The sequence below is a fragment of the Pacificoceanicola onchidii genome (assembly GCF_004804335.1).
Taxonomy (GTDB): domain Bacteria; phylum Pseudomonadota; class Alphaproteobacteria; order Rhodobacterales; family Rhodobacteraceae; genus Pacificoceanicola; species Pacificoceanicola onchidii.
In genome coordinates, this window is sequence record NZ_SRXY01000012.1 from 51,163 (window position 1) to 64,576 (window position 13,414).

The 13,414-nt window shown below is 64.3% G+C and carries 13 protein-coding genes; 8 read left to right on the plus strand and 5 right to left on the minus strand.

The annotated features are described in order from the left end of the window. Nucleotides 1–46 precede the first annotated feature (46 nt). Entirely contained in the window at nucleotides 47–856 is an 810-nt protein-coding gene (locus tag E4662_RS23125; RefSeq protein WP_136444007.1) for a sulfotransferase family protein, read from the plus strand. Here E4662_RS23125 and E4662_RS23130 read toward each other — a convergent pair. Further along, complete coding sequence (locus E4662_RS23130) at nucleotides 853–1,716, minus strand: capsular polysaccharide synthesis protein (RefSeq protein ID WP_136444008.1); 864 nt, start codon at nucleotides 1,714–1,716, stop codon at nucleotides 853–855. The two genes, E4662_RS23125 and E4662_RS23130, sit on opposite strands and share 4 nt — an antisense overlap. Before the next feature lie 209 nt (nucleotides 1,717–1,925). Here E4662_RS23130 and E4662_RS23135 point away from each other — a divergent pair, with 209 nt between their 5' ends. The 5 genes from E4662_RS23135 (at nucleotide 1,926) to E4662_RS23155 (ending at nucleotide 5,383) form a co-directional block, all read left to right on the plus strand. Then, nucleotides 1,926–3,092 carry a nucleotide sugar dehydrogenase gene (locus tag E4662_RS23135; RefSeq protein WP_136444009.1) on the plus strand — a complete coding sequence of 389 codons (1,167 nt, stop codon included), beginning with the start codon at nucleotides 1,926–1,928 and terminating at the stop codon, nucleotides 3,090–3,092. Beyond that, a complete protein-coding gene (locus E4662_RS23140; RefSeq protein WP_136444010.1) occupies nucleotides 3,092–4,105 on the plus strand; it encodes an SDR family NAD(P)-dependent oxidoreductase in 1,014 nt (337 codons plus the stop codon). The genes E4662_RS23135 and E4662_RS23140 overlap by 1 nt, the downstream gene beginning before the upstream one ends. A 12-nt stretch (nucleotides 4,106–4,117) precedes the next feature. Continuing rightward, nucleotides 4,118–4,438, plus strand: a complete 321-nt coding sequence (locus E4662_RS23145; protein ID WP_136444011.1) for a hypothetical protein — start codon at nucleotides 4,118–4,120, stop codon at nucleotides 4,436–4,438. A 95-nt stretch (nucleotides 4,439–4,533) separates the two neighbouring features. Beyond that, nucleotides 4,534–4,926 (plus strand): hypothetical protein, encoded by a 393-nt coding sequence (locus E4662_RS23150; protein WP_136444012.1) that lies wholly within the window; start codon nucleotides 4,534–4,536, stop codon nucleotides 4,924–4,926. Between the two features lie 4 nt (nucleotides 4,927–4,930). Further along, nucleotides 4,931–5,383 (plus strand): hypothetical protein, encoded by a 453-nt coding sequence (locus E4662_RS23155; RefSeq protein WP_136444013.1) that lies wholly within the window; start codon nucleotides 4,931–4,933, stop codon nucleotides 5,381–5,383. Nucleotides 5,384–5,432: 49 nt separating this feature from the next. Here E4662_RS23155 and E4662_RS23160 read toward each other — a convergent pair whose 3' ends face one another. Beyond that, nucleotides 5,433–6,689, minus strand: a complete 1,257-nt coding sequence (locus E4662_RS23160; protein WP_136444014.1) for a glycosyltransferase family 4 protein — start codon at nucleotides 6,687–6,689, stop codon at nucleotides 5,433–5,435. Between the two features lie 450 nt (nucleotides 6,690–7,139). On the opposite strand from E4662_RS23160, the gene E4662_RS23165 reads away from it, so the two are divergent. Further along, nucleotides 7,140–9,284, plus strand: coding sequence for a polysaccharide biosynthesis tyrosine autokinase (locus tag E4662_RS23165; RefSeq protein ID WP_136444015.1), 2,145 nt, complete (start codon nucleotides 7,140–7,142; stop codon nucleotides 9,282–9,284). 14 nt (nucleotides 9,285–9,298) lie between these two features. On the opposite strand, the gene E4662_RS23170 is transcribed toward E4662_RS23165, so the two are convergent. Both E4662_RS23170 and xrtD read right to left on the minus strand, forming a co-directional pair. Further along, on the minus strand, nucleotides 9,299–9,964 hold the full coding sequence (locus E4662_RS23170; RefSeq protein ID WP_136444016.1) for a rhomboid family intramembrane serine protease: 666 nt from the start codon (nucleotides 9,962–9,964) through the stop codon (nucleotides 9,299–9,301). Between the two features lie 158 nt (nucleotides 9,965–10,122). Beyond that, on the minus strand, nucleotides 10,123–11,727 hold the full coding sequence (gene xrtD, locus E4662_RS23175; protein WP_136444024.1) for a VPLPA-CTERM-specific exosortase XrtD: 1,605 nt from the start codon (nucleotides 11,725–11,727) through the stop codon (nucleotides 10,123–10,125). A 272-nt stretch (nucleotides 11,728–11,999) separates the two neighbouring features. On the opposite strand from xrtD, the gene E4662_RS23180 reads away from it, so the two are divergent. Beyond that, on the plus strand, nucleotides 12,000–12,596 hold the full coding sequence (locus tag E4662_RS23180) for a hypothetical protein (RefSeq protein ID WP_136444017.1): 597 nt from the start codon (nucleotides 12,000–12,002) through the stop codon (nucleotides 12,594–12,596). 69 nt (nucleotides 12,597–12,665) lie between these two features. Here E4662_RS23180 and E4662_RS23185 read toward each other — a convergent pair. Beyond that, on the minus strand, nucleotides 12,666–13,414 hold a 749-nt coding region (locus tag E4662_RS23185), incomplete at its 5' end, for a glycosyltransferase (RefSeq protein WP_136444018.1).

The following is a 13,414-nucleotide window of genomic DNA, read 5'->3' on the forward strand; positions in this document are numbered from 1 at the left end:
AGACAGCGGCGCCTTTGCCTTTCACGCGCCCTGGAGCAGACCCGCCGTGATCATTTCGCACAAACACCAATTCGTTTTCTTCCATAACCCCAAGGCCGGTGGCACCTCGATCCGCAGCGCCATTGCGCCGTTCAACGACATCGGTTTCGGCCTCTGGCACGCCGATCCGGCCCAGACAAAAGGCATCGAGGTCGACCGCGCCCATCTGGGGATCGACGAGTTTGCCGGGTTCTATCCGGACCTCTGGGCCGAAGTGCAGGGCTATGCTCTCTTCTGCCTGATCCGCGATCCGCGCAAACGCTTCCTGTCCTCGGTCTCCGAGTATTGCCGCACCTTCACCGATACGGATCTGCGTCTGGCCAGCCCCGAAGAGGGCCGGGATATGGTGTTCAGGGTCATGGACAGGCTGGCGGCCAAGGGCTCGGCCGAGACGGTCCTCGATGACTTCTCCCTGACCCATTTCAAACCGCAGCATCTCTACTGGCGTTCCGGGCAATCGGGCATTCGGGCCAAGGCTTATGAGACCGCCGACATCGCCGGGCTCTTTGCCACGCTCTCCGAGCGCACCGGCAGCGAAATCCACGCGCGTCAGGAGCGCGCCGCCGAAACCTATGACCTGCCGCCCGCCGCGCGGCTTCTGCACCGGGCCAAGGGGCTGCAATCGGCGCTGAAGCGTGTGCCGGGCATGGCGGCCGTGCTGGACCGGGGCAAGCGGGCGGCGCGCGCACGCTATGCCACGGGGCAGGGGCGTCGGCTGGCGCTGTCAGAAGCGGATGAGACGGCGATCACCGCCTTTGTCCGGGATTTCTATGCGCAGGACTACGCGCTCTGGCCGATCCCGGAAGCCGCCTCCTAACCCCAGGGATCCGCGATCCCGAATTCCGCCAGCTTCGCCGTGACCCCTTCGACGCTCTCGGCCTCGTTTTTCCAGGCCAGCTTGAACACCGGCACGGCGGCGAGCTCTTCGGGGGAGGGGCGCTTGGCCGGATCGTCGGCCCCATGCAGCAGCCACTTGAGATGATGCGGGCCGTCCGCGCTCAGCACCGGCACCCGGCGCCAGGCTTTTGCCGCCGCCGATCCGCCCCACATGGCGGCCAGAAAAGAGAAATGCACCGCGAAATAGGCGATGGGATGCGGGCGGTGGGCGATGTAGCTGCCGAACCAGTCCTGCCAGCGCGCCGCAATCGCCGCCCCCGGCACCCCGGCGAGGAACCACGAGGACACCCGGCGATAGGGAATGTCCTGCCGGAAGGCAAAGAAGCCCTCGTCCATCAGCGCCCCCAGCCAGTCCTCCAGGGGCCGCATGGGCAGCAGCGTCGCATCGGCCCAGATGCCGCCGTGCCGCTCGATCAGCCGCAGGCGCAGCACGTCGCTGCGGGTGGCGATGGGCAGATCGGGGTGAATGTCGGACATGTCGACCCAGTCGCCTTCGCTCTGTTCGGTGATCTCCACCACCTCCCAGCCGGGATTGAGGCTCTGCCAGCGCGCCCGGATCGCCTGCACGATCGGCGGGGCGTTCTCGAACCCTTGTTTCCAGTAGATGAAGATCCGCCGGGTCAGCGCCTCCGGCAGTGGTTTCGGGGCGGGCAGCCGGGCGTAATCGCGGGTGAACTGGCCCATGTCGAAGGGCGGTTTTTGGTGGTGACGGCGATGCAGGAAGCCGCAGGCCAGCATGTAGAGCGGCATCACCCCGCGCGCGATAATCCGTGATGGCATGAGGCTGGGCCCTCTCTCCTGTATTGGCTCACACAAACATCAGCCTCCGGCGCGGCACAACCGCAAACCGCGGTTTTTTTGATCGGGGCAGGGGCTTTGCCCAAGCGGGGATCAGCCCGCGCGCGCGCCCCGGCTTGTCCATGGGGGCAATGCCCCGTATGGACAAATCCCGGAACACTTGGGAATGCAGCCGCAAGAAGGAACACGTCATGAAGATCGCCGTTGCCGGGCTGGGCTATGTGGGCCTCTCGAACGCTGTCCTTCTGGCGCAGAACCACGATGTGACGGCGGTGGATGTCACCCCGGCCCGCGTGGACATGGTCAACGCCCGCCAGTGCCCCATCGTCGATGCGGAGCTTGAGGCGTTCCTTGCGGGCCGCGATTTGTCGCTCACCGCCACCACCGATGCGCCGAGCGCCTATGCCGATGCGGAATTTGTCATCGTGGCCACGCCCACGAACTACGATCCCAAGAACAACTACTTCGACACCTCCAGCGTCGAGGCGGTGATCGCCGAGGTTCTCGCGGTGAACCCGCGCGCCACGGTGGTGATCAAATCGACCATCCCCGTGGGCTACGTGCGCCATCTGCGGCACGAGATGGAAACCGACCAGATCATTTTCAGCCCCGAATTCCTGCGCGAGGGCAGGGCGCTTTATGACAACCTGCACCCCTCCCGGATCATCGTCGGAGAGCGCTCGGAGCGGGCGCAGGTCTTTGCCGGGCTGCTGCTCGAAGGGGCGGAAACGAAAGCGGTCGAAACCCTCTTCACCGACCCGGACGAGGCCGAGGCGATCAAGCTTTTCGCCAACACCTATCTTGCCATGCGCGTCGCCTTCTTCAACGAACTCGACAGCTACGCCATGGCGGGCGGCATGGACACGCGGCAGATCATCGACGGCATCAGCCTCGATCCGCGCATCGGCGGGCACTACAACAACCCGTCCTTTGGCTATGGCGGCTACTGCCTGCCGAAAGACACCAAGCAGCTTCTGGCGAACTACAGCCACGTGCCGCAGAACCTCATCCGGGCGATTGTCGATGCCAACCGCACGCGCAAGGATTTCCTCTCGGATCAGATCCTGATGAAGGGGCCGAAGGTGGTGGGGATCTACCGGCTGGTGATGAAGGCCGGCTCCGACAACTTCCGCCAATCCTCCATTCAGGGGATCATGAAGCGGCTCAAGGCCAAGGGTGTCGAGGTCATCGTCTACGAGCCGGTGCTGGAGGAGGATGAGTTTTTCCGCAGCCGGGTGATCCGCGATCTGCAGGCCTTCAAGGCGGAGGCCGATCTGATCGTCGCCAACCGCCTGACCGATGACATTGCGGATGTGGCAGACAAGGTCTTCACCCGCGATCTGTTTGGAGCGGACTGATGGCTGGCACGGTTCTCGTCACCGGCTCGTCGGGCTTCATCGGCTACTTCCTCTGCGCGCGGCTTTTGGCCGAGGGCTTCACCGTGGTGGGGATCGACAACCTGTCCGATTACTACGACGTCACGCTGAAAGAGCGGCGGCAGGCGATGCTGTTGCAGAACGCCGGGTTTTCTGTGGTCAACGACAGTATCGAAAGCCCGGGGCGGATGATGGCGCTCTTCGAGGCGCACAAGCCCGATTACGTGATCCACCTCGCAGGGCAGGCGGGGGTGCGGTATTCGATCGAGAACCCGCGCAGCTATCTTGAGAGCAATATCACCGGCACCTTCGAGATCCTGGAGGCGGCGCGGGCGCATCCGCCCAAACACATGCTGCTGGCCTCCACCTCCTCGGCCTTCGGGGCGAACACCGAGATGCCTTACGTGGAGACGCATAAGGCCGATCACCAGATGTCCTTCTATGCGGCCACCAAGAAGGCGACAGAGAACATGGCGCATTCCTATGCGCATCTGTTTGGCCTGCCGGTCACCATGTTCCGTTTCTTCACGGTCTACGGGCCGTGGGGGCGGCCGGATATGGCGCTGTTCAAGTTCACACGCGCGATCCTGAACGGCAATCCGATCGACGTGTACAACCACGGCGACATGAAGCGGGATTTCACCTACGTCGAGGACCTGGTGCAGGCGATCCGTTTGCTGATGGACGCCGTGCCGGAGCGGCCCGAAGACGGCGTGGTGGAGGAGGGCGACAGCCTCTCCCCGGTGGCCCCGCATCGCGTGGTCAACATCGGCAACAACGCCCCTGTGCAGCTGACCGACTACATCGCAGCCATCGAGGCAGCGACGGGGTTGACGGCCACGCGCAACCTGATGCCGATGCAGGCAGGCGACGTGCCCGCCACATGGGCCGATACGGCGCTGTTGCAGCGTCTGACAGGGTACAAGCCCCAGACGGACGTCAAAGACGGCGTGGCGGCCTTTGTGGACTGGTATCGGGGGTATTACGAGGATTGAGGAAGTGCAGGGATGGAGCGGTTTGACAGGGAAGCCCCTTTGCCGGCGCAGATGCAGGGCCGCTGGGTCGAGGCGGAGGACAGCGCCTCCGAACTGATCATCGAGGGCGGAGACATCCTGTGTTTCGGGGCGGCGGTTGCCTATGACTACAAGCTCATGGGAGAGGACGACGGCGCGGTTGTTGTCAGCCTGAGGGTGGAAGACGACGCGCAGGACGACGCGTTTCAGCGGGCGAACATCACCGAGTTGGTCCTCACACCGGACGGCGAATTTCACGCCTATAACGTCAAGTTCTCCAGCCAGTTTGTGCGCTCTGCGGGGGGAGGGGCATGAAAACCATCCCCGAAATCCGTCTGGCAATGCAGCCGGTGACCAGCGAAGCCGAGGCGGCTGTGGACTTTGGGGCGGGGCTTTCTTAGCCTGTCATTATGTTGCTGGAAGCGGAAAACAAGAACCCGGTGCGGGTTGCCGATTTCTCAACGGTTGAAAGGGTGCTGCGTGGCCTAAAAAGCCACGGCAAGACATCCTTTGCGTCTTTGACCAAAGATGACGGCAGCTTCGTACAGGTGGCTGGTGGTCGCGTGACATGTATTCTGGAGAGGCGCGCCAAGGGATCCAGTGACATCCAGCGGGCGTTCCTGTTCGACGTAAAGTCGCCGTTCAAAGGCACGCAAACTCTGGTCTGCGGGGCGGGGCATATTGAGCATCAGCCGGATGAGGGGTTGTTTATTGACGATGTAATCGCCTGTTTTCGGGCGTTCTTTAAGGGCTGGGACTTCCCTTCTGAGATTGGCTGGCGTGTACATGTAAAGGTGACTTGATTCAGTGGGTTGTCGTCTTCGTCTTGCATCTCTTTGCCTTGGCCTTCTGGCGGCAAGCGCTTCGGCGCAAACGCCCCCCATACGCAACGTCTTCTTTGGGTTTGACTTTGTTCTCACGCCTGTCGCGGTGAAATGGGCCTGCGGCGGTGCGTGGGAGCAGGATTTTTTCCAGATTGATGCCCTTGTACAAGCCTTTCCAGAGAACGCTGAAGCCGCAGATTTACAGACCCTCGTTGCGACCCTTGTTGACACGGCGAACGGCGAGGCGGGCCTCTCCCGGCTCATCGGGGTCAATCTGACGCCCGAGCAGGTCGAAACTCTATGCGCCGCAGCGCTGCCCTTGAACCTGGACTGGATCACACCCGAGGATCTGGCCCAAGGCACAGACGATGGAATATCGCCAGAGCAGCGTGCCGCCTGGGAGGCGTTTTATCGGATCTCTGAGGGCTTCAGGTGACAAGATGAGGGGTGGAGATCGGTCATGAGGCCCCGGCCTATACCAGCCCTCAGGAGCTCTCTGCTTCCTTGCGCGGGGCAGGTTCGGAGGCGGTGTCTTGCCCCACCATGCTGAAAATCCGGTCGTAGGCGGCGAGCAGCTTTGGCGCAGAAGCATCCCACGACAGCGACTCCAGCACCCGCGCGCGGCCCCTCGCGCCCAGTTCGGCGCGCAGCTCGGGGTTCTCGATCAGCCGGGCGAGGCAACGGGCAAAATCCTGCGCATCGTTCGATTTCGCATAAAGCGAAGCATCCCCGGCGCTGGCGCGGCCTTCGGTCAGGTCAAACTGCACCAGAGGCTTTTCCAGCGTCATGTATTCCATGACCTTGTTCATGGTCGAGATGTCGTTCATCGGGTTCTTCGGATCGGGGGCCACGCCGATGTCGATCTCGTTGAGCACCTTCAGGAGGTCCTCGTCATACAGCGCCCCGGTGAAGGTGACGTGAGCCTCAAGACCCTTGGCCGCCACATCCGCCTTGACCACATCCACATGCGGGCCAAAGCCGACGATGGCCAGATGCACATCGTCATGGCCCAGATCGTGGATCAGGTGATGCATGGCCTCCAGCAGCAGGTCCATGCCTTCCTGCTGGCCGATGACGCCCACATAGCCGAGCATGGTCTTTGCGCCCTTGCGCGCAGCGGTATCGCCGGGGCCGGGCTGGAATTTCTCGATGCGCGGGGCGGAGCGGACGACAAAGACGTTCTCGGGCTTCATCTTGCCGCGCCGCATGGCGATCGCGCGGAAGCTTTCGTTGGTGGCGATGGAGACATCGGCACAGGCAAAGGTGATGCGCTCCCAGAGCAGCATGATCTTGTAGAGCAGGCCGCGTTTGCCGAACTTGGCCTCGAACAGCTCCGGGCAGACGTCGTGATGGTCAAACATGTAGCGCACGCCGGACAGGCGATAGCGCAGCGCCAGCAGGAAGATCAGATCCGGCGGGTTGCAGCCATGAATGACGTCAAAGCCGCGCTCGCGCTTGACCACGCGGGCAAGGCGGAACCAGTGGCGCATGGCGTGCAGGTATTCGCGGGCATAGGCCACGGCCCCGGCATGGGCTTCGGGCGGGGCAGGGTGGCGGTAGATGTGCACCCCGTCGATGACCTCGTAGGGCTCGTTCCAGCCGCGCCCCATGGGGCAGATCACCGAAACCTCATAGCCCGCCGCCTGCAGTGTCGTCGCCTCAAGCCAGACCCGCCGGTCCAGCGGCACCGGCAGGTTCTCGACCACGATCAGAACGCGGCGCGCTTGTTCAGTCTTGGCCATCTGGCCTCCGTGGGGCGATCTGCGGCTTTTGGGACCTGCCGTATCCGGCAGAGGCCACGCTTTCCGGGCGCGAAAATGTCCCATGCGACGTGGGATGTAAATCGTCAATGGGGCGGATGTGGCAATCCTGTGCCGGTAGAGGTCTGGGAAGAGGCATCATTATGAATAAAAGTGTTTCCAAAATGCGTGTGCAGGCGGGCTCTGCCCGACACGACGCTATAAGACCACGTCGCGCGGGCAAGGTCTACTGGATGTCTGTTCCAAAGGACGGGTCCGGGGCCCGTTTCAGGGCCTGTTGATTGGGCGTGGTGCGGGCTGGCCGGGCGACGGGATGGGGTTTGGCTGGATGTGCGCCCCGGAACGGATTATACCGTTCTTGATTTCAGGGCCCGTGGGGGGCCGGGTATAATTGCGCCAAACGGCGCGTTTTGGGGATGTTGGGCGGACTTGATGAACACGACTTTTTCCGCAGGCCGTCAGACCAGCATCGCCCGTGGCAAGGGTGACGCGCAGGACGAGCGTGTGATTGATATCCGCGCGCTGTTGCAGGTGCTCTGGCGCGGCAAGCTGATCATCCTGATTGCGGTTGTGGCCGCGATCCTCATCGGCGGCTATTACGCCTATGCGGTGGCCACGCCGCTCTACCGCTCCACGGCGGTGGTCATGCTGAACAACCGCGACCAGGAGGTGCTCAACCTCGACAGCGTCATGGGCGGGTTGTCGCGGGACAGCTCGGTGGTGAACACCGAGGTCGAGGTGCTGCGCAGCCGCGATCTTCTGGGCAAGGTCGTGGATGGCATGGGCCTCATGGAGGACCCGGAGTTCAACACCACCCTGCGTCCGCCCGGTCAGGTGGCGCAGATCAAGACCTTCGTCAAAGATCTGCTCGGCATGACCGCCGCCCCCAAGCAGGTCTCCGAGGAACGCGCCAACCAGTTCCGGCGACAGGTCACCATCGACACGCTGCGCCGGGCGGTGTCCGTGCGCACGGTGCCCGACAGCCTGGTTTTTGAGGTCACGATCACCTCGGAGGATGGGCGCAAGGCGGCGCGCATGGCCGATACGCTGGTGGACACCTACATCCGCAACCAGCTCGAGGTGAAATTCGACGCAACCGAACAGGCCACGGGCTGGCTCACCGAGCGGGTGACCGAGTTGCAGGCCGAACTGGAGGCCGCCGAAAGCCGGGCCAAGGCCTTCAGCACCGGCACCGACCTGATCAGCCCCGAGGCGCTGGCCGCCACGGAGCGCCAGCTCAAGGACCTGCGTGACCGCATCGAGGACACCGGCCTGCGCCGGGCGGCGGCGGTCGAGAAACAGGCGGCGCTGGCCGCGGCGCGCACGCCCGAAGAGCAGGTGGCGGCAAGCGGCGACAGTCAGCTGCGGGCCATGCTGCCCCGGATCACCCAACCCGCCATCGCGCAGGCCTTCGAGGACCGTCTGGCGGCCACCCGCCTGCGCGCGGCGCAGGACGTCACCCGGATCGACAACCAAATGGCCGCGCTCGAAGCCTCGAAAGCCGAGTTCGAGGCGCGCATCGAAAAGCAGAACGAAGACCTGATCGCGCTGCAGCAGCTGACCCGCGAGGCCGAGGCAAGCCGCCTGCTGTATGAGCATTTCCTCGCCCGTCTCAAGGAAACCTCGGCGCAGCAGGGCATCCAGCAGGCGGACAGCCGGATGCTCTCGCAGGCGGTGATCCCGGTGCTGCCCGCCTCGCCACAGAAATCCCGCATCCTGATGCTGAGCGCCTTCCTCGGCCTGCTGGTCGGCTCGCTGCTCGTGCTCCTGCGCGAGGCGGCCAATGACAGCTTCCGCAGCGCCTCCATGCTGGAGCGCTTCTCGGGCTATTCGGTGCTCGGCGAGGTGCCGCGCATCCCGGCGCGCCGGCGCAAGGCGGTGCTGACCTACCTGGCGGAGAAACCCTCTTCGGCAGCAGCGGAATCGATCCGCAACCTGCGCACCTCGGTGCTGCTGTCAAACCTCGACAACCCGCCGCAGGTGCTGCTGGTCTGCTCGTCGATCCCCGGCGAGGGCAAGACAACTGTCTCCATGGCGCTGGCGCAGAACCTTGCGGGCATGGGCAAGCGGGTGCTGCTGATCGAAGGCGATGTGCGGCGGCGCATGCTCTCGGCCTATTTCAACATCGAAAAGCCCAAGGGGCTGATCGGTGTGCTTACCGAACAGCACAGCCTAGAAGAGGCGGTTGTCACCGACGAGGCCATCGGCATCGACGTGTTGTTTGGCGAGGAAAGCCGGATCAACGCGGCGGATGTCTTTGCCTCCGACAAGTTCGCGGCGCTTCTGGACGAGGCGCGCGGGGTCTATGACCAGATCATCATCGACACGCCGCCCGTTCTGGTGGTGCCCGATGCGCGCATCGTGGCGCAGCAGGTGGACGGGGTGATCTTTGTGGTGAAATGGGACAGCACGTCAAAGACGCTGGTCTCCGAGGCGCTCGACATGTTCGAAAGCGTCAACCGCCCGGTCAGCGGCCTTGTCCTCAACAGCGTCAGCCCGCGCGGCATGAAACGCTATGGCTATGGCGGCAAATACAGCGCCTATGGCCGCTACGGGGCAGGCTATCACAACAACTGAGTGGGTTTTCGGGTTTACCCCGGAGACCGCATCCCCGGCATCACGGCCAGAACCACCGCGGCGGCGACAAAGCCGCCCAGATGTGTCTCCCAGGCCAGCCCGCCCGCTTCCAGCACCGAAGCCAGCAGGTTCAGCACCGCCACCAGCGCCGTGCGTCCCAGTACCATGTGCCGGACCGCGCGTCCTGAGGCGCCTTCGGCCAGCCGGTCGCGCGCGTCCAGGGCGATCCAGACCGCCACCAGCCCCATGATTGCCCCCGAGGCCCCGACCATGGGTCGGGGGCTTGTGGACAGCAGGCCAAAGCCCACCGCGCCGCCCAGTCCCGAGATCAGGAACAGCATGGCCAGCCGCCGCCCGCCGATCCGCCCTTCAAGCTGCAGCCCCAGCCATCCCAGCGCCAGCACGTTGCCCAGCATGTGCTGCCAGCCCGCGTGCAGCACCATGTAGCTGAGGAACATGGCATAGGGCTGGGCGGCATAGTTCGCCTGCCAGCCATAGAGCAGCCCGGCCCAGAAACCGCCGTACTGATAGGCAAGCGGGCGCCAGAGCGGCGAGCCGAGGAGCCGCAGATCCGCCGCGATCAGCGCCGCCTCCACAGCGCAGAACACCAGCGCCAGCCCCAGCCAGACCACCCGCTCCGGGGCAATTTTGGTCTTTGAAACAGGGGGGGGGCCGGTCACGGGCGGGGCATCCTTTCACATCAGGATCAGGCGTGCCCCGATTTGTCGCCTCTTCGCAGGGGGAAGGCAAGGCGGGCTTGAGGAGGCCGCTGACGCGAACCACCAGGTACTTGCCCCGCGAGGCGAACCATCAGGTTCGACGACCAGCCTCCGGGGCCTTACTCCGGAATAAACCGCGGCAGCTTGGGCAGCACCTGTGCCATCAGCCGTTGCAGGCGCGCCTCGGCGTCTGCCTCGCTCTCGTTCCGCCCCATGGGCGTCACGAAGCGCACCAGCGCCCCGTCCGAGCGTTGCCGGGTCAGCCCGTCCCAGACCACCCCCGCCTTCACGGCGTAGTCGTTGGTCATGCGGCTGCCGCGCTGTTCGAACCAGTAATAGACCATCTGCTTGGACAGCCCCTTCTGGATCACCGCCCGGTTCAGGGCAAAATCGCCATAGACCGTGCCCGGGAAGGACACCGGCACCGATTGCAGCGAGAACATCTCCCAGCCGCCCACCGGCAGGCAGACCTCGGGCGAGTGGATGCCCGCGCCTTCGGTCTGTTTCTGGTAGAAGGCCGAGAAGAAATTCACCGTCTGCGCCTCACCCGGCGCGGCAAAGGTGGTGTTGACGTAATCGGTGGCCTTCAGAACGTCCTGCGTGGCCTGATCCAGCGGCTGGCTGATGCCGCGCCAGTCACCCATTTCCTTGGGGAAGAACAGGAAGTTCTCACGCGCCACGCGCTCGCCCTGCGGCTGCGGGGCCAGCACCCAGGCGGCAGATACGGCGATCGACAGCGCCGCGGCGCTGACCAGCCCGCGGCTCGGGACCATCGACAGCACCCGCGCCGCCTGGCCGCCCAGACCCTGGAAATCCAGATCAATGGTATCGGCCAGAGTCTTGGGGTTGCGGGTGGTGTGCTGCAGGATCACCGCAAGCAGGAACAGAAGGCCCACACAGGCGCCAAAGATCACCCAGCCTTCAAACACATGCAGGAAGCCTTCGGCCTGTTCGATGCCGTAGTAGTTCACCAGAATCCCGATCACCCCGATGCGGAAAGCGTTCATGAAGATGGTCAGCGGGGCGGCGGTCAGGAACAGGAGCGCCTTGTGCCAGAACGGGCCGCGATAGAGGATCGCCGTCAGATAGCTGAACGACAGGATCGGGAAGAGGTAGCGCAGGCCGGAACAGGCCTCGGCCACCTGCAGCTTGTAGACCCCCAGATCAATCACGTTGCCTTCGAGGAAGACCGGAATGCCGACCATGCGGATGAACCACACGCCGACCTCGGAGGAGACCAGCTGCAGCGCAATCGTCAGCTTCCAGTAGAGGAACTGCGGCAGCGGCAGCATGAAGACGAGATGCAGCACCGGGAGCTGGTGCATCCGCCCGCGCTGCCAGCCCATGCAGGTCAGCACAACGCCGCCGGTCCAGATGATGAAGGCATAGGTCACCACATCTGGAATCCGCACGAGATTGCCGAAAATCCCGATGATGAGACCAACCCCCACCACGATCACGCCGGGCAGGCGGCTGACCGGCTTCAGCGGGTCAAGCGGCGGCGCATTGCGCAGCTCGCGCAGGAAAAGATAGAGCGAAATCAGCGGGATCAGCGGTCCGTGGCTGTATTCCGGCGTCATCCAGGCATTGCCGAGCGAGACAAAGCCGAGCCAGAAAATCGGCAGGGCGGCGGCGCACATCAGGACAAACCAGAGCAATCCGGCAAGGTTCATGCCCTGCGTCGGGGTCCGCGGCGACGGCGAAAGACTTTCTGAAAAGGACATCGGCACCTCGGGACGTGGTGAGCCATAAAGGGGTTCAACAAGATCGGAGGGATCATAAGGCGCAAAGCGCTGCGGGGGAACCGGTTTTCGTGGCGGGACTTCTGACATGTCCGCGAGCGCATGCGGGGAGCGTAGCTTTTGAAGCGGGCTTGCCGTATTTTGCGCCGGGGCCCTTTGCGCGTGACGGCAGATACCCACCGCTGTTGTTTGTCTGACGGTGGACTGCCCCGGATCGCGGGCAAAGCGCTGTATTCAATTTGGGGGATACTCTTATGCTAAAACGAGTCACAACCGGTCTGGCGGCCAGCATCCTGGCGCTTTTCTCAATCGCAGAGCAGGCCGAGGCCAGCGTTCTGTGGCAATTTTCCGAGCAAGGCAGCAACCTTGTGGGCAGCTTCAGCGGCAGTCTTGATTTGACCGGCGCCGCCCCGGATCTGGGCTTTGGGCCGGCCAGCATCCTGGCCCCGGCCGGCACAAGCCTGTTCAGCTCATCGGTTTCGACCATCGGGTTTTCCGTTGTCGGGCCCGGCGCGCCCTTTGGCACCTATGGCAGCGGCGCTCTTGGAACATCCACGGGGGACTCGCTTGCGGTGGCCGCCTATGGGATCGGGACGGGGGAGCTGTTTTTCTCCCTGAACGTCGCGCCGAGCTACATCTCCGGTGCCCCGCTTGCCGGCGAGATTACCTTTGCAAACGAAAGCTTCGCCAGCCTGGGCATCACATCGGGGTCCAGCTTTGTCTTTGCCCTGCCGTCAGACACGCTGACCGTCGCCTTCGGCGAAACAACACCGGTGCCGCTGCCAGCCGGGGGCGCTTTGCTGATCGGCGCTCTGGGCCTGATGCGGGTGCTGCGACGGCGCGGGGCGTAACCGCCCATCGGCTTCGGACAGTGGGGCGGGTTTTCGGATAAGCCCGCCGCACAGGAGAGCCGGGCGCTCTCAGGCCTCTTCGGCCCTGTCCTTGCGCGCGTTCTCCGGGGCGGTCTCACCCGAGCCCGCCAGCGCCTCCAGCTGCCCTTTCACCCGGGCGAGGGTCGCCCCCATGTCCCAGCGTTCCATGGCGCGGGTCCGGGCGGCGGTGCCCAGCACCGCGCGCTCTTCGGGGGCATCCAGCAGGGTTTCAACCGCGCGGGCCATGGCCTCGGCATCGCCGGGCGGCACGTTGTAGCCGCAGCCGTCGACCTCTTCGGCCAGCGCCGTGCCCGCATCCGCCGTGGCCACCACCGGGCGGCCCGAGGCGAGCATGTTGGTCAGTTTCGACGGCAACAGAAGATCCGCCGCCCCCGCGATCTGGGGCAAAAGGTGCACATCCGCCATGCCCAGAAGATCGCTCAGCTTTTCCACCGGTTGCAGCGGGAAGAACCGCAGCATGGGCAGGTCTTTCGCCAGTTCCTCAAGCCGTGCGCGCATCGGCCCGTCGCCGCAGACCGCAATCGTCAGGTCCGCACGGTGGCTCAGGCGGCGGGCCAGCTCCGGCAGGATCTCCAGACCCTGCTTGTTGGCCAGATTGCCCGAGTAGAGCGCCACATGCGGCGTGTCGATGCCCAGCTCCGCCTTCATCGGCGAGGGGCCGGTCAGCGGCTGCACGCGCTCAAGGTCCGCCCAGTTGCGGAATTCCACAACGCGTTCCTTGCGCACGCCTTTGGCGCGCAGCTTGGCGAGCATCGGCTGGGAGATCGAGCTGACCC

Coding starts and splice junctions, on each gene's coding strand:
- E4662_RS23140 (WP_136444010.1), top strand. CDS start 3,092: ATGGCTGGCACGGTTCTCGTCACCGGCTCGTCGGGCTTCATCGGCTAC.
- E4662_RS23150 (WP_136444012.1), top strand. CDS start 4,534: ATGTTGCTGGAAGCGGAAAACAAGAACCCGGTGCGGGTTGCCGATTTC.
- E4662_RS23130 (WP_136444008.1), bottom strand. CDS start 1,716: ATGCCATCACGGATTATCGCGCGCGGGGTGATGCCGCTCTACATGCTG.
- E4662_RS23135 (WP_136444009.1), top strand. CDS start 1,926: ATGAAGATCGCCGTTGCCGGGCTGGGCTATGTGGGCCTCTCGAACGCT.
- xrtD (WP_136444024.1), bottom strand. CDS start 11,727: ATGTCCTTTTCAGAAAGTCTTTCGCCGTCGCCGCGGACCCCGACGCAG.
- E4662_RS23145 (WP_136444011.1), top strand. CDS start 4,118: ATGGAGCGGTTTGACAGGGAAGCCCCTTTGCCGGCGCAGATGCAGGGC.
- E4662_RS23160 (WP_136444014.1), bottom strand. CDS start 6,689: ATGGCCAAGACTGAACAAGCGCGCCGCGTTCTGATCGTGGTCGAGAAC.
- E4662_RS23165 (WP_136444015.1), top strand. CDS start 7,140: ATGAACACGACTTTTTCCGCAGGCCGTCAGACCAGCATCGCCCGTGGC.
- E4662_RS23180 (WP_136444017.1), top strand. CDS start 12,000: ATGCTAAAACGAGTCACAACCGGTCTGGCGGCCAGCATCCTGGCGCTT.